The 16,204-nt window shown below is 59.8% G+C and carries 21 protein-coding genes; 14 read left to right on the top strand and 7 right to left on the bottom strand.

Annotated features, from left to right (window positions below; translation table 11 throughout):
- Positions 1 to 3 precede the first annotated feature (3 nt).
- On the top strand, positions 4 to 1,077 hold the full coding sequence (locus ACQY5P_RS08110) for a class I SAM-dependent methyltransferase (protein ID WP_428410235.1): 1,074 nt from the start codon (positions 4 to 6) through the stop codon (positions 1,075 to 1,077).
- Here ACQY5P_RS08110 and ACQY5P_RS08105 read toward each other — a convergent pair.
- Together ACQY5P_RS08105 and aroC are read right to left on the bottom strand one after the other, a co-directional pair.
- The gene (locus ACQY5P_RS08105) at positions 1,052 to 2,026 is read right to left on the bottom strand and encodes an alpha/beta fold hydrolase (protein ID WP_428410234.1); all 975 of its coding nucleotides are present in this window, start codon (positions 2,024 to 2,026) and stop codon (positions 1,052 to 1,054) included. The genes ACQY5P_RS08110 and ACQY5P_RS08105 overlap by 26 nt on opposite strands.
- A 55-nt stretch (positions 2,027 to 2,081) precedes the next feature.
- A complete protein-coding gene (aroC, locus tag ACQY5P_RS08100; RefSeq protein ID WP_428410233.1) occupies positions 2,082 to 3,182 on the bottom strand; it encodes a chorismate synthase in 1,101 nt (366 codons plus the stop codon).
- Positions 3,183 to 3,280: 98 nt separating this feature from the next.
- On the opposite strand from aroC, the gene pdxH reads away from it, so the two are divergent.
- The 10 genes from pdxH to ACQY5P_RS08050 all read left to right on the top strand — a co-directional run bounded on the left by pdxH (position 3,281) and on the right by ACQY5P_RS08050 (position 10,138).
- On the top strand, positions 3,281 to 3,937 hold the full coding sequence (gene pdxH / locus ACQY5P_RS08095; protein WP_428410231.1) for a pyridoxamine 5'-phosphate oxidase: 657 nt from the start codon (positions 3,281 to 3,283) through the stop codon (positions 3,935 to 3,937).
- Between the two features lie 125 nt (positions 3,938 to 4,062).
- Positions 4,063 to 5,433: a hypothetical protein gene (locus tag ACQY5P_RS08090; RefSeq protein ID WP_428410230.1), complete on the top strand. Its 1,371-nt coding sequence runs from the start codon at positions 4,063 to 4,065 to the stop codon at positions 5,431 to 5,433.
- A gap of 50 nt (positions 5,434 to 5,483) precedes the next feature.
- Positions 5,484 to 5,633, top strand: a complete 150-nt coding sequence (locus tag ACQY5P_RS08085) for a pyridoxine 5'-phosphate oxidase C-terminal domain-containing protein (RefSeq protein ID WP_428410639.1) — start codon at positions 5,484 to 5,486, stop codon at positions 5,631 to 5,633.
- Between the two features lie 185 nt (positions 5,634 to 5,818).
- Complete coding sequence (locus tag ACQY5P_RS08080) at positions 5,819 to 6,493, top strand: hypothetical protein (protein WP_428410229.1); 675 nt, start codon at positions 5,819 to 5,821, stop codon at positions 6,491 to 6,493.
- 26 nt (positions 6,494 to 6,519) lie between these two features.
- Positions 6,520 to 6,768 carry a hypothetical protein gene (locus ACQY5P_RS08075; RefSeq protein ID WP_428410228.1) on the top strand — a complete coding sequence of 83 codons (249 nt, stop codon included), beginning with the start codon at positions 6,520 to 6,522 and terminating at the stop codon, positions 6,766 to 6,768.
- A gap of 130 nt (positions 6,769 to 6,898) precedes the next feature.
- Entirely contained in the window at positions 6,899 to 7,936 is a 1,038-nt protein-coding gene (locus ACQY5P_RS08070) for an amidohydrolase family protein (protein WP_428410227.1), read from the top strand.
- Between the two features lie 49 nt (positions 7,937 to 7,985).
- Positions 7,986 to 8,267, top strand: coding sequence for a hypothetical protein (locus ACQY5P_RS08065; RefSeq protein ID WP_428410226.1), 282 nt, complete (start codon positions 7,986 to 7,988; stop codon positions 8,265 to 8,267).
- Entirely contained in the window at positions 8,236 to 8,796 is a 561-nt protein-coding gene (locus ACQY5P_RS08060) for a TerB family tellurite resistance protein (RefSeq protein WP_428410225.1), read from the top strand. Before ACQY5P_RS08065 ends, ACQY5P_RS08060 begins: the two co-directional genes overlap by 32 nt.
- 51 nt (positions 8,797 to 8,847) lie before the next feature.
- Complete coding sequence (locus tag ACQY5P_RS08055) at positions 8,848 to 9,654, top strand: DUF2189 domain-containing protein (RefSeq protein WP_428410224.1); 807 nt, start codon at positions 8,848 to 8,850, stop codon at positions 9,652 to 9,654.
- A gap of 91 nt (positions 9,655 to 9,745) precedes the next feature.
- Entirely contained in the window at positions 9,746 to 10,138 is a 393-nt protein-coding gene (locus tag ACQY5P_RS08050; protein WP_428410223.1) for a hypothetical protein, read from the top strand.
- A gap of 67 nt (positions 10,139 to 10,205) precedes the next feature.
- Here ACQY5P_RS08050 and ACQY5P_RS08045 read toward each other — a convergent pair whose 3' ends face one another.
- Positions 10,206 to 10,805 carry a TetR/AcrR family transcriptional regulator gene (locus ACQY5P_RS08045; protein ID WP_428410222.1) on the bottom strand — a complete coding sequence of 200 codons (600 nt, stop codon included), beginning with the start codon at positions 10,803 to 10,805 and terminating at the stop codon, positions 10,206 to 10,208.
- 96 nt (positions 10,806 to 10,901) lie between these two features.
- Here ACQY5P_RS08045 and ACQY5P_RS08040 point away from each other — a divergent pair, with 96 nt between their 5' ends.
- Positions 10,902 to 12,302 carry a flavin monoamine oxidase family protein gene (locus ACQY5P_RS08040; RefSeq protein ID WP_428410221.1) on the top strand — a complete coding sequence of 467 codons (1,401 nt, stop codon included), beginning with the start codon at positions 10,902 to 10,904 and terminating at the stop codon, positions 12,300 to 12,302.
- Here ACQY5P_RS08040 and ACQY5P_RS08035 read toward each other — a convergent pair.
- Both ACQY5P_RS08035 and ACQY5P_RS08030 read right to left on the bottom strand, forming a co-directional pair.
- Positions 12,294 to 13,199 (bottom strand): MBL fold metallo-hydrolase, encoded by a 906-nt coding sequence (locus ACQY5P_RS08035; RefSeq protein WP_428410220.1) that lies wholly within the window; start codon positions 13,197 to 13,199, stop codon positions 12,294 to 12,296. The two genes, ACQY5P_RS08040 and ACQY5P_RS08035, sit on opposite strands and share 9 nt — an antisense overlap.
- A gap of 40 nt (positions 13,200 to 13,239) precedes the next feature.
- Positions 13,240 to 14,181, bottom strand: coding sequence for a hypothetical protein (locus ACQY5P_RS08030; protein WP_428410219.1), 942 nt, complete (start codon positions 14,179 to 14,181; stop codon positions 13,240 to 13,242).
- Positions 14,182 to 14,316: 135 nt separating this feature from the next.
- On the opposite strand from ACQY5P_RS08030, the gene ACQY5P_RS08025 reads away from it, so the two are divergent.
- Positions 14,317 to 14,667 (top strand): hypothetical protein, encoded by a 351-nt coding sequence (locus tag ACQY5P_RS08025; protein WP_428410218.1) that lies wholly within the window; start codon positions 14,317 to 14,319, stop codon positions 14,665 to 14,667.
- Positions 14,668 to 14,685: 18 nt separating this feature from the next.
- Here the strand turns inward: ACQY5P_RS08025 and ACQY5P_RS08020 are convergent, their stop codons facing one another.
- Positions 14,686 to 15,057: a hypothetical protein gene (locus tag ACQY5P_RS08020; RefSeq protein WP_428410217.1), complete on the bottom strand. Its 372-nt coding sequence runs from the start codon at positions 15,055 to 15,057 to the stop codon at positions 14,686 to 14,688.
- Between the two features lie 23 nt (positions 15,058 to 15,080).
- Positions 15,081 to 15,521, bottom strand: a complete 441-nt coding sequence (locus tag ACQY5P_RS08015; RefSeq protein ID WP_428410216.1) for a TIGR01244 family sulfur transferase — start codon at positions 15,519 to 15,521, stop codon at positions 15,081 to 15,083.
- Between the two features lie 80 nt (positions 15,522 to 15,601).
- Between ACQY5P_RS08015 and ACQY5P_RS08010 the strand changes: the two genes are divergently transcribed.
- Entirely contained in the window at positions 15,602 to 16,021 is a 420-nt protein-coding gene (locus ACQY5P_RS08010; RefSeq protein WP_428410215.1) for a VOC family protein, read from the top strand.
- Positions 16,022 to 16,204 lie beyond the last annotated feature (183 nt).

Raw genomic sequence — 16,204 nt, 5'->3', positions numbered from 1 at the left:
GACATGGCGCCGCTCAACACGATGATCGCCAACAGTGCAAAGCGCGCCGCCTATGGCGCAGCGCAGGCGGCGCGGGTGCTTTGGTATACGGGCCATTACGCCTATGGCCGGCGGTTGATGGGCCCGCTCACAGATCCCGGCGAGGCGCCCTACGCCGAAGAATTCGGACCGCTCGACCGCGAGCGGCTGAAAACCGCCTTCCGCGAATTGTTTCAGCGTGACTTGCGGAATATCGAAGACGGACTTTACAAAATGCCGGCGGAGTTGCGGCGCGCGCCATCGCTGCCGAAACTCTGGCGCGAAAGCCGCGACTATCTTCTCGATGCGCGGCAGGTCGCGCGGCGTAAATATGCGCGCGCCCATTCGGAAGTGTTGACGGAGACAATGCGCGAGAAATATCCGCGCTATTATCTCCAGAATTTTCATTACCAGACCGACGGCTGGCTCAGCGACGCATCGGCCGCGCGTTACGACATGCAGGTTGAAACGCTGTTCACCGGTTCGGCCGCGGCCATGCGCCGCCAGGCGCTGCCATTTGTGCGCGCGGCGTTGAAAGGCAAAGACGCCGGGGCGGCAAGCCTTCTCGATCTCGGTTGCGGCGGCGGCGGGTTCCTCGCCGACGTCAAAGACAATTGGCCCATGCTCAGCGTGACCGGCCTCGATCTTTCGCCCGCCTATCTCGGCCGGGCGCGGGCGGCGCTTGGCGGCGCCAAGAATGCGATATTTATTCAGCAGCCTGCGGAAAAGACAGGCTTGCCGGACGCCTCCTTCGATATCGTGACCTCGGTTTATCTTTTCCACGAATTGCCGCCGAAAGTGCGGGACGAAGTCGCGGCGGAAATCGCGCGGCTGTTGAAACCCGGCGGCGTCTACATTCACGCCGACACCATTCAGTATGGCGACGAGCCGGGCTTCGACATTCTGCTTGAAAACTTCCCGCGCGGGTTTCACGAGCCCTATTACGACAGCTATTGCCGGACGGATTTGCCGGCGCTTTTCGGACGGGCGGGACTGACGAAAGGCGAAGAGACGCTGGCGTTTCTGACGAAGATCAGTTCGTTTCGGAAACCGGCGTAAGCACGCGGTCGAGAAACGCGTCCATATCCGCCGCTGTGCGGTCCGGCGCCTCCTCCATGGGAATGTGGCCGACGCCTTCATAGATGACGACCTCAGCCTGCGGCAGACGCTCCTTGAACGTGACGGCGGCGCTCGCATGAATAAGGGGATCGTCTTTGCCCCACAGGATCAGCGCGGGCGTCTTGATCTCGCCGATCCGGTCGGCATAGCCGGGTTCGCGGTCGGCAATGGCGCGGTCGCCTGCCGCTTCACGATTGCCCGGAAGGCGGTATAGCTCCCAGTACCGGTCGATCGTCGCTTCGTCGATGAAACTTTCGACGCTTACGCTCTGGCGCAGGGACGTTTCCATGGCCCCGCGCGGCGTGACGTATTTCAGGAGAAAGCGTCCGAGGGGATTTTGCAGTAGGCGAAAACCGAGATTGAGCGGCGGCGGGGTTTCTCCTTCCCGCAGCGGCATTCCCGATGCGTCGAGAAGGATCAGCGCATCGACTTTATCCGGATTAGCGAGCGCATAGCGCCAGGAAATCCAGCCGCCCATGGAATTGCCGCCAATGACAAAACGGTCGAGGTCTGTGGCGTCAACGACGAGGTCCACGGCCTCGGCCATGCCTTTATAGGAATAATCGCGATTGGCGTTCGGACCGGTGAGGCCATGGCCGGGTAGGGTCAGGGTAATCATCCGGTATTCGCCGCCAAGGCGCTGCACCAGCGGCTCCCATGTATGAAGCGTCGCGGAATTGCCATGCAGCAAGACTATGGGAACGCCGTCCTTGTTTCCCTCATCGCGGTAATGCACGCGCAGGCCGTTCGGCCCTTCAACAAATCGCGAGGCCGCGTTTGCATATTTCGCTTCCATGACGGCGGGGTCGGTCGCAGGCGTGCGCAGCGCCAGGAATGCGCCCGCCAGAAGCGCGATGGGGATCAGCGGGACCAGATAGCGTTTCTTCATGACAACAAGGTAGCGCTATTAACGCCTTTTGACAGGCGAAAAGTCAGTTATCGCATTATCCGCATTGGGCGCGATGCAAGAGCGCGTGGTCCGCAAGGACCAGCGCCATCATCGCGATCCCCACCGGGACGGCGCGAATGCCGACGCAAGGATCGTGACGGCCTTTGGTTTGAATGGTCGTCTCTTCGCCTTTCGCGGTGATGGTCCGCCGCGGCGTCAGGATTGAGGAGGTGGGCTTTACGGCGAAGCGCGCAACGATGTCCTGACCGGATGAAATGCCGCCGAGAATGCCGCCCGCCTTGTTGGAGAGGAAATGCGGCGCGCCGTCTTTCATGCGGATTTCATCGGCGTTTTCCTCGCCGGTGAGTGCGGCGGCGTCCATCCCGGCGCCGATCTCGACGCCCTTCACCGCGTTGATCGACATCATCGCGGAGGCGATATCCGCATCGAGCTTTCCGTAGACCGGCGCGCCGAGCCCCGCGGGAACGCCAGACGCAACGACTTCGATGACCGCGCCGTAGGATGAGCCAGACCTGCGCGCGGCGTCGAGTTTTTCCGCCCAGTCATCCGCGGCTTTTGCATCGGCGCACCAGAACGGGTTCTTGTCGACAGTCGTCCAGTCGAAATTCTCGCGGTCGATTTTGTAAGGTCCCATCTGCACCATGGAGGCGCGCAGCCACACGGCGCTGTCGAAGAGATGCGCGAGGATTTTTTCGGCTATTACGCCGGCAGCGACGCGCGCGGCGGTTTCGCGCGCGGAAGACCGTCCGCCGCCGCGATAATCCCTGAACCCGTATTTCGCGTCATAGGTGAAATCCGCATGGCCGGGCCGGTACTTATCGCGAATGTCTGAATAGTCTTTCGAACGCTGGTCCACATTCTCGATCATCAGGCTGATCGGCGTTCCGGTGGTGCGCGGCCCGTCGGTGCGGTCGTCTTCGAACACGCCGGAAAGGATTTTGACCGCGTCGGGTTCCTTGCGCTGGGTCACAAATTTCGATGTGCCGGGCTTTCTTTTGTCGAGGGCGGTCTGGATGTCTTCTGGGCGAAGAAGGATCCCCGGCGGGCAGCCGTCGAGTACGACGCCAAGCGCCGGCCCATGGCTCTCGCCCCAGGTCGTGAACCGCAGCATCCTGCCGAAAGAGTTGAAAGACATGCCTATCCCGTATTAATCGCTTGCCCCGCGGGCCGAGCTTATAGCCAATCCCGCAAGAATTTCCTAACTCGCTGTTAAAACTGGGCAAAGGAGCATTTATGGCCGATATCATTCCGCCGAGCCCGTCGGAAGAAGCCTACGCCGTCGACGAAGATCAGGGCGACGTCTTCACCGTGGGCGATCCCTTCGCGCTCTTTGCGGAGTGGCTGGCGCTTGCGGTGAAGAAGGAGCCCAACGACGCCAACGCCATGGCGCTCGCAACCGTCGATGAAACGGGCATGCCGGATGTGCGGATGGTGCTCCTCAAAGATATCGACGCCACGGGGCTCACTTTTTACACCAACACCGAGAGCGCGAAGGGACGCGAACTCGCCGCAAATCCCAAAGCCGCTGTCGTCTTTCACTGGAAATCGATCCGCCGCCAGGTGCGGTTTCGCGGGCCCGTGGAGCCGGTGACGGCCGCTGAGGCCGACGCCTATTTCGCGAGCCGCGCGCGCGGCGCGCGTATCGGGGCGCATGCGTCCGATCAGTCGCGCCCGCTCGAAAGCCGCTTTGCGCTGGAGAAGGCTGTGGCCAAAAAAACGGCGCAATTCGGCCTTGGCGACATACCGCGCCCCGCGCACTGGTCCGGATACAGAATAAAACCGGTGCAGATCGAATTCTGGGTCAACCGCCCGTTCCGTCTGCATGAACGGCTGCAATATAACCGGGAGAAGGCCGGAGCGCCCTGGAGGAAGCAAAACCTCTATCCCTGATCGGCGGCGTCATTTCAGAGCGTTTCCCGATAAAGCGGTTTGAATGCGGGATAAACGGAATAGGCGTGGTCATGCGACCGCTGTAGCATGTCTTTCCGGGTTCATTGCGACGAGGGGCGATCAAAATGAAAATTCATCTGTTGCTGGCGAGCGCCGGCATGTTGTTTTTTGTAGCTTGCGATCAGGTTGGCCGCGATTCCGGCGCGAGCGATGAAGCTGTTCTGGCGCCTGAAGCGCCGCAGGACGTATGGCTTGCGGATTTCGCTGCAATGCAAAGGTTTGCCGAACTCGCGGGGGGAGCTGAAGAGGCGGAAAAATTCGACGACGCAGCCATATATTATGAGCGCGCGTTCGTTGCCTCCGACAAAATTCCAAGCCCTACGGGCCTCGTGTTCGGGCCGCAGTCGGCCGTGAGCTATGTAAAAGCGGGAAGCCCGGACGATGCATTGCGTCTGCTTGAGGCTGCTGCGGAAAAGGGATGGACCTATGCAGAGTCCATCGAAGCCGCTGAGGAATTCGCAACGTTGCGCGACGCCGATCGCTTCAAGGCGGCCGTCGCGAAAATGCGCGCCAATCAGGATGCGTTTGCGGAGAGCCATCGCGACCCTGACACAGCCAAATTGATCTTCGATGATGTTGAGCGGTTCTGGGCGGCGTACGATCTGGCGTCGAAGGAAACCAGCAAGAGCAAAAAGGCTGCGATCCTGCGCAAGCATTATCTCGGACCCGGCACGCCAGGACTGATCGATTACCACCGCATCAAAACCGGCACGATGGAGCAGTTTGTTGAGCGGCTCGAAGAAAGTCCCGGCTATTATGACGGCATTCGCGAGCGAACCCTGATGGCGATGGAATTTGAAACAGACATCAGGGACGGCCTGCGCCGATTTGTGGACATCTATCCGGAGGCTAGCGTGCCGGACGTTACATTCGTCATCGGCCGCCTGAATTCTGGCGGCACGGCGGGGCCGACAGGCATGTTGATCGGCCTTGATGTCTGGTCATGGACCGAAGGCGTGCCGCTCGACGGAATCTCGGAAGGCTTCCAGCAGGTTGTGAAAAATCTCGACCTCAATTCGCTTCCATTCATCGTCGTGCACGAGCATATCCACGCGCTGCAGCAATATAGCGGCGAGCCGACTGTTCTCTATGCGGCTTTGATTGAAGGGTCAGCGGATTTCCTCGCGGGACTGGCGATGCCCGAAGCCGACAAGCCTCACTATTATAAATGGGGACTTGAGCGCGAAGAGATGATCTGGCGGCGCTTTCAGGAAGAAATGGACACCAAGAACATTCAGAATTGGTCCGGTAACAACGGACAGGTTGAGGACGAAGACTGGTACGCCGATCTCGGTTATTTTATCGGCGCGCGCATCTGCGAAGCCTATTACGAGCAGGCGGAAGACAAGAGCAAAGCGATCCGGGACCTCTTGTTCGTGTCCGAGCCCAACGCCATTCTTAAAGCGAGCGGTTACGCCGAGCGCTTTGACGATTAGCAGCGGAGAAAGCCGTCGCGAACACGACCGCGCAATTCGGGCGCGGCGACATTCCCCGGCCACCTCATTGGTCCGGCTACAGAATAATACCTATGCAGATCGAATTCTGGGTCAACCGCCCGTTCCGCCTGCATGAGCGGCTGCAATATAACCGGGAGAAGGCTGGAGCGCCCTGGAGGAAGCAAAATCTATATCCATAACCAGCAGTCGCCAGCTGCCGCGCACCGACATAACTCTGTCACATACTCCCGGGCATGAGTGACCTAAATCGCCCACTGAAAAATTGCTTGCGTGGTTTAATTTTGTGAGGTTAATTTTCCTCGGGGAATTGGGGCGGGCTATGATCTCGGAGCATCAATTTTGGCGCCGCGCGGCGTTGCTGGGCGTGAAAGTTCCACGCGGGGCTATTGTGGTCGATGCGCCGCTCGCGCAGGGCGAAAATGCCGCGCAAAGCTATGGCGTGTCGAAACGCATCAACACATCTTTCCTGACGCCGAACGCCATTCAGCAGGATTTCGTGCGCGCCGCGCTGACCTACGCGCAGGCGGCGACGGACGCGCGCGGCTCGCAATTGCGGCTCGCGGTTATTTCCGGTCTGGTTGTCGACGCGATCGTGGGGCTGGCGCTCGCTTTCTATGCGATGAAGTCGGAAACGGGCATGCTCACGACGATTGTTGCGGGCTCCGTTGCTGCTCAACTGTTGCTCGCCGTCGCCGGATTTCTGTTCTTCTCGGGCGGCATGTCCGGCGAGCAAAAAAGACGGTTCTTCATCTTCCTCCTCGGCGCTTCCTTTGTCCGGGTTTTTGAATTCATCTTCGCCGCCTTCGCGTTTGTCTTTGTCATTTCCGGAGTGACCGGCGGCGCCGGCGGCGCGGTTGTGAGTTTCGTGGATCAATGGACAACGAATGTCGCAGATTATTTCTACGACCTCGAAGGCCGGTCAAACCGCGATCTCATGATTGTAGACATAACCAAAGCGGTCTTGGCGTTCATGCCAACGGTCATTCTGGCCATGACGGGAGGGCTCGCTTTCGCCCGTCCGCGTCCTGCGCTTGCATAGTCAAATCAGGTTGCCGGGGAAGTTGAATGAGCTGGTTTCTGAGATTTCTGGTTGCGCTCGGGGTTGATCTCTTTGACTTCACCATCGGACGCTTCCTTTTTGTCGCCCCTTTTTCGGGCGAGATCATCGGCATCGTTATCGGATATGCGCTGTTTGGTCCCAAGGCGTTTTGGTATCTGCTGGAGGCGCTCGATCCGACGGAACAGCTCGATGGCTTCATTCCGACAGCGACCTTGATAGCGCTGGCGGCGCGGAATGACGAGCGTTTCGCCTGAAGGCTGTTTCAACGGCTTTTTCCCAAAACCGTCTGCGTCCGATTTCCAATACGCCTTCCTTTCCAGCGCGGTTTGAGGCGCCGCGCGCTGTAATCTCCCCTTGTTACGGAAAACAACAGGGAGACGCGCCATGGCTGGAAACTTGAGAACCATCGCGACGGAAGAAGCCTTTTCCATTCCAGAAGTCGCCGAGGCGCTGAAACATGTGTCGCGCGGACCGAGCCAGTCCCTCGACAAGCTGCTGGTCAAGGGCATCTACGATTCCAATGACGGCAAGGGCTATGACGCACTGAACTTCCTCGATGGTTTGCTCGACGTCGAAGGCCGGCGCCTCAAACAGATGGACGATCTTGGCATTGACATGCATCTCCTGTCGCTGACGGCGCCCGGCGTGCAGATGTTCGACGCCGACACGGCGACGGATCTGGCGGCGCTCGCTAACGATGTCCTTGCCGATATCTGCAAGCGTCATCCGACGCGGTTCGCGGGGCTGGCCGCCTTCGCGCCGCAATCGCCGAAGCGCGCCGCGAAAGAAATGGAGCGCGCAATCAATGATCTTAAACTCAACGGCTTCATTCTGAACTCGCATACGAACGACGAATATCTCGACGATCCGAAATACTGGCCGTTTCTGGAGGCCGCCGAAGCCCTCGACGCCTGCATCTATATTCACCCACGCGCCGCATCATACGGTCTTAAAGGCCCGTTGCAGGATTACGGCATGGACTCGGCCATGTGGGGCTATGGCGTCGAGGTCGGCACGCACGCCGTTCGGATGATGACGTCCGGCCTTTTCGACAAGTTTCCGAAGCTCAAAATCTGCATCGGCCATATGGGCGAGGCGATCCCGTTCTGGATCTGGCGCATCACTTTCATGAATTCCCGCGCGCAGGAGGGCGGACGCTCGCCGAAGACCTCGCTGACGATGGAGGAATATTTCAAGCGCAATTTTGTCATAACGACGAGCGGCGTCGAGGATCATCTGGCGCTCGATTACTCCATCAAGAAGATCGGCGCCGACAATGTTCTGTGGGCCATCGATTATCCCTATCAGCCCATGAAGCCGGCGGTGGAGTTCATCCGCTCTGCGCCGCTGGATGAAGAAACCAAAGCCAAGGTCGCCCACAAAAACGCCGAGCGCATTTTCCATATCAAGCCGCTGGACTGAGGCCTGATTTGTTATAAGCTTTCCCTGTATTTAAATACAGGGGGGCGTCATGTTTTGGATTATACTTATTGTTCTTGTTGTGGGTGGGGCGGTCTTTGCTGCCGCATCAATGAAAGGGAAACAGCAGGCATTTGTGGATATGGGGGACGTAACAGGCAAAACCATAAATGAAATCATTGCAAAGGTGGGGCCGCCTAGCTCGGTTTCAGCCGTAGGAGCTGGCGAGGAGTTATATCAATGGATAGAGACTAACTCTGCTGGTGGGTATCATTACGCGCTTCTTTTTAAAGATGGTAAGTGTGAAGGATACACTCACCAACACGCGCAGTGAGGTTTTGCTCATGCACATCATCATCGCCATTCTGGGCGCGCTGGCGGCGGCCTTCTGGGCGTTCACCCATTTCATGAACGCCGCCGGGCAGGGCCGTGAAGCCATCGGCGAGGTGAAGGGCGTCATCCGCCGCGGCAAATGGAGCCGGCGCATCGACCAGCGCCTCATCGAAAATCTTTCCGATCCACGCGAGGCGGCGGCGGTCCTGCTCTATCAGATAGCGGCCTATGACGGCGCCGTCACCGACCGCCAGCAGGCGCGGATCGTCGAGGAAATGCGAGATGCCTTCGAGGCCGATGAGGAAACGGCGCACGGCCTTTACGCCTTCGGACGCATGGCCGTAGGCGAGATCAACGACGCCGGCAATAATGTGCGCAAGATCCTGCGGCCGGTCGCCGAAGTCTGCACGGAAGATGAAAAACGTCACTTGGTTGAGATGCTGGAGCGGACCGCGGAGATTGAAGGTCCGCCCACGGATATTCAGCGCCGGCTCATTCTGGAGGCGCGGCGCGTGCTGCTCAGCTCTTAAACGCGCATAGCGATAGACAAGCCGGCAAAAAAGACCGGCGAGGAGGAAACAATGACGCAAGCGCAAGGGCGCCTTGCTCTCAATTCTGTATCGGTGAGCGATCTCATCGACATCATCGCCGCGGGCGCGCGGGATTTTTTCAACGCGCCGGTTTACGGTCTTGTTTTCGGCGCGCTCTTTGCCATAGCGGGATGGCTTTTGATCGCGCTCCTTTTCGTGTTGGGACTTCCCTATCTCGCTTATCCCCTCGCCATGGGGTTTACACTGGTGGCGCCGTTCGCGGCGGCGGGGTTTTACGCCGTCAGCGATCATCTGGAGCAGGGCAAGCCGCTTTCCTGGGGAAGCATTCTCGGCGGCGTCAAGGAAGCGATTGGCCGTGATCTGCGCTGGATGGCGCTCGTCACCGGCTTCGCCCTCGTCATCTGGATGGACATTGCTGCCTTTCTGTTTTTCGCCTTTACCGGCTTTCACGGCGTCGGCCCGGATTTTCTTGACCGTCTCCTGTCGACGCCGTCGGGGCTGGTGTTTCTGGTGTTGGGCAATCTCAGCGGCGCGGTCATCGCGCTCTTCATCTTTTCTCTTTCGGTGATTTCCTTTCCGATGCTCTACGACCGCGACGTTGATTTCGTGACGGCCATGATGGCGAGCGTGCGTCTCGTGATGGCCAACCCTGTCGCCATGTGCGTCTGGTGCGCGCTGATTGGCATCGCCATGGGGCTTTCGGTATTGTCCGGATTTACCGGTTTCCTGATCGTCCTGCCGGTGATCGGCCACGCGACCTGGCGGCTTTACCGTCATGCGGTTCCCATTGCAGCGCCTAATGACGGGGCGAACTTTGCCGACATGAAAGTTGTTTAAGACGCGGGAATTTGATCTGGCGGCGGATTTGCGTTTAAGGTCCCCCGCGAATTCATGTGGGCCGGGCAGGCAGGGAAGGAGACTGAACACTATGGCTAAATGGTTGATATCGATGGCGGCGGCGGGCGTTGCGCTCGCAGGCGCAGCGTTCGCGCAAGAAGAAGTGGAAGAAGCGCTGACCGAGCCGCCAGAGCCCGTGGCGCAGTTCGGCGACTGCATCCTGATGGTGGATGCCCCCGAGATGCCCGATCCGAGCGACGCGACGGCGGATGACCGCGCGGCGACGATTGAAGAGATCAAAGGCTTCCAAGGCGCGCTCAACGAGTATCGCGAATGCCTGAATGCGATCGCCGACAATGAAGAAAACGAAGTCGATCATCGCGAGGCGGCGCTGAAAGAGTTCAACAAGACCGTGAAAATGGAAACCGACATGGTCGCAGACTGGCAGAAATTCAGCAAGAAATACGACAAGGCGAATAAATAGTCTTTCGCCGCTTCGATATAAAAGGCCCCTGCCTTGCGCAGGGGCTTTTTCGTTTTCGGGATAACGATCAACGCGAAAGCGCAATGGCGCGCGCCGCGGCAATGAGATCGTTGAGAGCGCTGCGCGGCGGCGATGCGCCTGCCGGCCGCGGGCCGTAAAACAACATCGATCCTTCAAGCAGGCTGGCAAGCGCGATGGCGCGCCGTCCGGCCTGTGCTTTTGACAGATCCGGATTAAGCCGCCGGATCAGATCGGCGAGAAACTCGCGATAAAGGCTGAGATATTCATCAAGCGCGGCGGCGGCTGTCTCGTCGACAAAAGCGAGCGCCCAGAATTGAATCTCAAACTTCGCCAGCTCATTCCATTCCCGCGACGGCGTGAGCAGCCACGCCATCGCCTCATCGAATGTTTCCTCTACATTGCCCCGGTCTTCCGAAAAGCCGGTCAGCGCCGAACGATATTGCGCCACGGCGTCTTCCACCAGAAGCGACAGAAGGGCGGATTTTGTGGGCACATGATATTGCAGGGAGGCAAGCTTGATCCCCACGCGCTCCGCAACAGCACGCAAACTTAAAGCCCCATATCCTTGTTCGACCATAAGCATGCGGGCTTCACGGATGATCTCCGCCTTGCGGTCCGGGGCGCCTGATTTCTTCGTTTTCGCCATCTCCTACGGCTTTTCTCAAATCGCGTTGTCTGTCAATTGACAGATTAGCGTACCTGTCATATGACAGGTTAGCTTAAATCGAGGGAGATGCGGATCATGGCGACAAGCCGGCGTCATTTTTTACTGGGGTCCGGCGCCGCGGCGCTCGGCGGCGGTTGCGCCGCCCGGCCGCGGGTTGAGCCTGGCGCGAAGGTCTTGATCGTCGGCGCCGGTTTCGCCGGGATTGGCGCTGCGCGCGTGTTGTTGAAAGCCGGTTACGACGTTGAAATTGTCGACGCCCGCAGCCGCGTGGGCGGGCGCGCGTGGACAACGAAGGCAACGCCCGCGCCGGTCGATCTCGGCGCGTCATGGCTGCATTTCGGGGCGGAAAACGCATTGGCCGGCCTCGCCCGCGAAAGCGGCGTTCCGTTTAATATTTCCGACTATGACAATGTGGATGTGTTCGGTCTCTCGGGACCGGTTGTCGAGAAAAAACCGATCACAGATGTTTATGACGAACTCGATATTTCCGATCGGCTCGAGGCGCATCTCTTCTGGCCGTACTTGCGCTGGCGTCTTGGCGGCGGCGCGTCCGGGCGCAGCATCGGCGACGTCTGGGACGCGGTGGTTGCAGGCAAAGTCGATTCACTTAGCGGCGACGCCTACCGCATCATTCTTGAAACCCAATATGCGGTTCCTCTGCATGAAGAGGCGATGGAGTCTCTCTTTCTCGGCGGCGAAGCGTTGCCAAATCACGAATGGTTCATGACTGGCGGCATGCAAGCATTCGCCGAATATCTTGCACAGGATATCCCTGTGCGCCTGTCCACGCAGGTGAGAGAAATCGAGTGGCGTCGCGGCGCAGCGCGGGTCGCAACGGACAAGGGCGACATCGAGGCGGCGGCGGTCGTCCTCACCGTTTCCGCAGGGCTCTTGAAGCGCCAGGCGATCAAGTTGACGCCTGGCTTGCCGGAGGATGCGCGCGCGGCCCTAAACCGGATCGGGATGGCGTTGCTGAACAAGATCGCCCTGTCTTATCCATCCGCATCCTGGCCGGCGGACCGGGAATATTTCGTGCTGGCCGGCGGCGAGCTGCCGTCGATTATCGCAAATCATGCGGCCTATTCCGGCGCGCCGCTTTTGCTTGCGCTTACCGGCGGCGCGGTCTCTCGGCAACTGGAAGCGATGAGCGACGAAGAAGCCGCCGGGCGGCTGCATCGCGATTTCGAAAGGGCGCTTGGCCGCAAGCTGCCGGAGCCTGAGAGTGTTGTCGCAACCCGCTGGGCGTCGGATCCACTGGCGGAAGGGTCTTATTCGCACCGAAAGCCAGGCGCGCGCCTTGATGAAGACGATGTTCTGGCCCGGCCTGTTGACGATACGCTGTTTCTCGCTGGCGAAGCCATCGTGCCGGACGATGATGTCTGCAATGTTTCCGGCGCCTATCGCAGCGGCCAGCGCGCCGCCGCGCAAATTGCAGGGCTTGCTGCGCCAAAAGGACGAGGCGCGATCCTAGTCTGATAGTCGGTAGGTTGCTTTCATCCCCGGTTCGCCGTCGCAGATGACGGCGCCGTTCCGGACCAGCCGGATCAGATGCGCGAGCACATTCAGCGCCGCCGCGCCGTGCAGGCGCTTGTCGACATCCGAATACATGGCGGCGGTGATGTCCTTGATATTGTCGCGCCCCTTTTTGAGCTGGTCGAGGATCTGCGCGTCGCGCATCAGGCGATGCGTTCTGACCGCGCGCACGAAGCGTTTCGGATTGGCGATGGGCGCGCCATGGGTCGGAAAATAAATCTCGTCATCGCGGGCGAGGAGCCTGTCGAGACTGTCGAGATAGGCGGTCATGTCGCCGTCGGGCGGCGCGACGACGGTCGTCGCCCAGCCCATCATGTGATCGCCGGTGAAGAGCGCTTTTTGTTCCGGTAACGCGAAACACAGGTGGTTCGATAGATGCCCCGGCGTGTGCACGGCTTCGATGCGCCAATTCGGGCCCTCGATCACCGCGCCGTCGCCGATGATTTCATCCGGCGCATAAGAATAATCCGCGCCTTCATCGAGCGCCGGGGCGTCGTCTTTCTTTTCCCGCACCGGATGCGCGCCGAAACCGAGGAGCGGCGCGCCGGTCGCTTCCGCGAATTTCATCGCAAGGCCGCAATGGTCGCGGTGGGTGTGGGTGATGAGAATGTGCGTGACGCGCTCGCCCTTGAGCGCTTTCAACACCGCTTCAAGATGGGCGTCGTCATCGGGGCCGGGATCGATGATTGCGACCTCACCTTCGCCAATGATGTAGGTTCCGCTCCCCGTATAGGTGAACGGCCCCGGATTGTTGGCGATCACACGCCGGACGCCGGGCGCGAGGCGGTCGGGAACGCCGGGCGTGAAGTGAATATCCTTGACGAAGGGGATCGAAGCCATGGGCTTCTTTAATCCGATCTGACGCAAAAGGCGAAGGGGGTCAGCGCGCTTCCGCGAGCTTTGCATCGATGGCGGCGGCGAAAGCCTCGGCGAGCGCCCGCATGGCGGTAAGCTTGTCCTGGGCGCGCATGGCGGCCGGCGGGCCCATATCGGTCTTGTTGGCGTCGACGATATAGATGCGCCCGTCATGGCGGTCGCGCAGGATGTCGAGCCCGCCATAATCGAGATGCATGGCCGCGGCGAAGGCGGCGATCTTTTCCTGTTCATCGCGGGACAGCATGGCGTCGATCGGCGCCAGATCGACGCGGTGATTATCATTGGTGAAACGCAGGTCCCGCGTGCGCTTTTTCAAAAACACATAAGGCGTCGTCTTGCACCCGACGATGGGCGTCCTGATGTCCACATGTTCCCGGCCGTCGAAGGTGTTCTCGATGATGCGCTGATAGACATGGCCTGGTTTCGGCGCGGCGATCGGTCCTTCGATCTTGCGGCCGTCATGCTTGCCGTTAAGTTCGGATTTTTCGACCATCGCGCCTTCATGGCGCGTGGGGTCGACAGCGAGGCTGTAGCCGAAGGTCTCTTCAAAGATTCGCGCGACAACGCTTTTCCTGATGTCGAAGCAATCCACATTGAAGGCGGGCTTCGCGGTGGGGGCGAGGCGCGGCGCGGTCAGGAATTCCCTGTCCTCGAAATAGAAGTGAAGGTCGGCCTCGCCGGGGTCGTCGACGATCTTCACATCCGCAAGCTGGCACACCGGCCAGATCGCGTAATAGGAGCGCGGCTTCTTCGGAAAGAAGGAGATTTTCGCGCGCGGTTCGCGTCCGCGCATGATTCGCGTCGCGCGCAGCGCGTTCACGAGCCAGACGAAGCTCGCGATGCGCAGAGCATCCCGCGCAAACCCTGCGTTCAATGGAATCTGTGCGCCCGTTTCCACGGCGACAAGCTGATTACCGTTAATTTTAAAGTCGCCCAAAATCGACATCGTGTTCCGCCCCGAACATCCCCGCCGCCGGCAATGAACATGGCTTTTTGGGCGATGACAAGGAAATAAAATGGCTGTGAGGCGCGGATTTCCTTGGATTGCGGTGAACGGCGCGGCTTTTGCGACGGGGCGCGCATGTGTGCCGTTCGTAAACAAACCGTTAATCTGATCGCTGCAGCTCTCGCGGCCGCGTTAACTTCGCCTGTCTCGGCGGAGGAGCTTGCGGTTCCAAGCGCCGGCGCAGTATCTATTGGCGAAGGCTCCGGCGGCATTACGGACCGGGCCTATGTGTCGGCGCCGCCGAACTATCTTTATGTGGTCGAAAAAGAGCGCGGCAGTTTCCTCGATTGCGGCGAGGGGCGGGACGGCCGCGCCACGGACGAAGACGGCCGCGACATGGCCGTGCTGCGCTGCGGCGTGACCCTGACGGAAACCGTCGTCATTCCTACGGCGGCGGCCAGCGCGCGCATCATCATTCACTATTAGAAAATAGAAGAAAACGGATTAGCCGCCCATCAGGCAGCTATCGGTTTCAAGTTCGCCGTCATCGTCCCGGCGTGCATAGACCGTATATTTTTTTCCGTAGTCGAACGAAACGCCGCACGCATCTTCGTCGATATTGTGCCAGACGGCGGTCCGCCCGGAGACAGATGCGTCGCTGGACGATTTCACATCGAAGATCGTCGCCATGCGATCCTCGACGGAACGCCGATCTGCGCCGAGGATGATTTTCGCATCCACCACATAGCCGCTGAGCGTCACCTCATGCGACGCATCGGCAGGGCAGGTGCATTCGGAGTATTTTCTGATCTCGGGAGGCGCGTAAGGATCGGCGCTTTGCGCCGCAATCGCCAGCAACAACACTAAACCATACATTCCGAGGCGTATTCCTTGTTTCTCTAGGCGGCGCTGCTGAGCGCCCGGAGCGCCGGAGCGTGGCCGGAGATGTCATACCCGGCCGCCGCCGCTTCGGCGATGATGTCTTCCGGCGCGCGGCCTTCCGACGCCTGCAGATAAGCGCGCAGGATCGTCGACCGGGTCCCGGAACGGCAGAAGGCGAGAACCTTGCCGTCTTTGTTTTCTTCTAGCGCTTTTTTAAGGGCGGAAATATGGCCCGGTGAAATCCCGCTTCCGTCCACGGGAATGTGAACATAGGCAAGGCCTGCATCGGCCGCCGCCTTGGCGATCTCCGCGCTTTTGGGCTGACCCGGCGCCTCGCCATCGGGCCGGTTGTTGACGATCAGCGTCACGCCTTCTTTTGCGGCCTCCGCGGCGTCGGCCGGGGCGATCTGCGGCGCGACCCAGAACCGGTCGCTCAAAACCTTGAATTTTTCGCTCATGCGTTTCTCCGGGCGGGTTCTTGGCCATTCCTGCGGCGGAGCCGTATAAGGCTCATCACGAAGTCAGGAGCGATATAATCATGGCCGCGCCCTTGTTCCACCTTGCAATCCCGGTTGACGATCTTGTCGCAGCCGAGGCGTTTTACGGCGATCTCTTTGGCTGTCCCCGGGGGCGGCGCTCGGAGAACTGGATCGATTTCGACTTTTTCGGCCACCAACTGGTGACGCATCTGGCTCCTGAGGAATGCGGACGCGCCGCCGCCAACGAGGTCGATGGCAAGAAGGTGCCGGTGAAGCATTTCGGCGTCATCCTTGACGGCGCGGCCTGGCGGGCGCTCGCCGACAAGCTGACCGGAGCGGGCGTCGATTTCGTGATCGAGCCTTATGTGCGCTTCAAGGGCGAGCCGGGCGAGCAGGGGACGTTCTTTCTCCTCGACCCGGCTGGCAATGCGCTGGAGTTCAAATATTTCGACGATATGGGCCAGGTGTTCGCGACATAGATCGTCGACGCCGCTTTTTGTGAAAGCGCCGGTCAACTTCTCTGCCGTGTCCGGCCTTACCAGCTATCGTTGTCGTCATCGTCGAGCGAGCGCATGGCGACCCAGATGTTCCAGAAGACGAAGACGGCCAGCAGCAGGAAAATCAAAAACAGCCAGAACGTCATGATAAGGAATATGGGGAGG

It is taken from the genome of Hyphococcus sp. (assembly GCF_965267305.1).
In the GTDB taxonomy this organism is placed as follows: domain Bacteria; phylum Pseudomonadota; class Alphaproteobacteria; order Caulobacterales; family Parvularculaceae; genus Hyphococcus.
Note: the sequence above shows the minus strand (reverse complement) of the source record. Positions and strands in the feature narration are given on the sequence as shown.

Coding starts and splice junctions, on each gene's coding strand:
- ACQY5P_RS08050 (WP_428410223.1), top strand. CDS start 9,746: ATGGCTAAATGGTTGATATCGATGGCGGCGGCGGGCGTTGCGCTCGCA.
- ACQY5P_RS08090 (WP_428410230.1), top strand. CDS start 4,063: ATGAAAATTCATCTGTTGCTGGCGAGCGCCGGCATGTTGTTTTTTGTA.
- ACQY5P_RS08045 (WP_428410222.1), bottom strand. CDS start 10,805: ATGGCGAAAACGAAGAAATCAGGCGCCCCGGACCGCAAGGCGGAGATC.
- ACQY5P_RS08015 (WP_428410216.1), bottom strand. CDS start 15,521: ATGAGCGAAAAATTCAAGGTTTTGAGCGACCGGTTCTGGGTCGCGCCG.
- ACQY5P_RS08020 (WP_428410217.1), bottom strand. CDS start 15,057: ATGTATGGTTTAGTGTTGTTGCTGGCGATTGCGGCGCAAAGCGCCGAT.
- ACQY5P_RS08030 (WP_428410219.1), bottom strand. CDS start 14,181: ATGTCGATTTTGGGCGACTTTAAAATTAACGGTAATCAGCTTGTCGCC.
- ACQY5P_RS08055 (WP_428410224.1), top strand. CDS start 8,848: ATGACGCAAGCGCAAGGGCGCCTTGCTCTCAATTCTGTATCGGTGAGC.
- pdxH (WP_428410231.1), top strand. CDS start 3,281: ATGGCCGATATCATTCCGCCGAGCCCGTCGGAAGAAGCCTACGCCGTC.
- ACQY5P_RS08025 (WP_428410218.1), top strand. CDS start 14,317: ATGTGTGCCGTTCGTAAACAAACCGTTAATCTGATCGCTGCAGCTCTC.
- ACQY5P_RS08070 (WP_428410227.1), top strand. CDS start 6,899: ATGGCTGGAAACTTGAGAACCATCGCGACGGAAGAAGCCTTTTCCATT.
- ACQY5P_RS08035 (WP_428410220.1), bottom strand. CDS start 13,199: ATGGCTTCGATCCCCTTCGTCAAGGATATTCACTTCACGCCCGGCGTT.
- ACQY5P_RS08065 (WP_428410226.1), top strand. CDS start 7,986: ATGTTTTGGATTATACTTATTGTTCTTGTTGTGGGTGGGGCGGTCTTT.
- ACQY5P_RS08110 (WP_428410235.1), top strand. CDS start 4: ATGGCGCCGCTCAACACGATGATCGCCAACAGTGCAAAGCGCGCCGCC.
- ACQY5P_RS08010 (WP_428410215.1), top strand. CDS start 15,602: ATGGCCGCGCCCTTGTTCCACCTTGCAATCCCGGTTGACGATCTTGTC.
- ACQY5P_RS08040 (WP_428410221.1), top strand. CDS start 10,902: ATGGCGACAAGCCGGCGTCATTTTTTACTGGGGTCCGGCGCCGCGGCG.
- aroC (WP_428410233.1), bottom strand. CDS start 3,182: ATGTCTTTCAACTCTTTCGGCAGGATGCTGCGGTTCACGACCTGGGGC.
- ACQY5P_RS08105 (WP_428410234.1), bottom strand. CDS start 2,026: ATGAAGAAACGCTATCTGGTCCCGCTGATCCCCATCGCGCTTCTGGCG.
- ACQY5P_RS08075 (WP_428410228.1), top strand. CDS start 6,520: ATGAGCTGGTTTCTGAGATTTCTGGTTGCGCTCGGGGTTGATCTCTTT.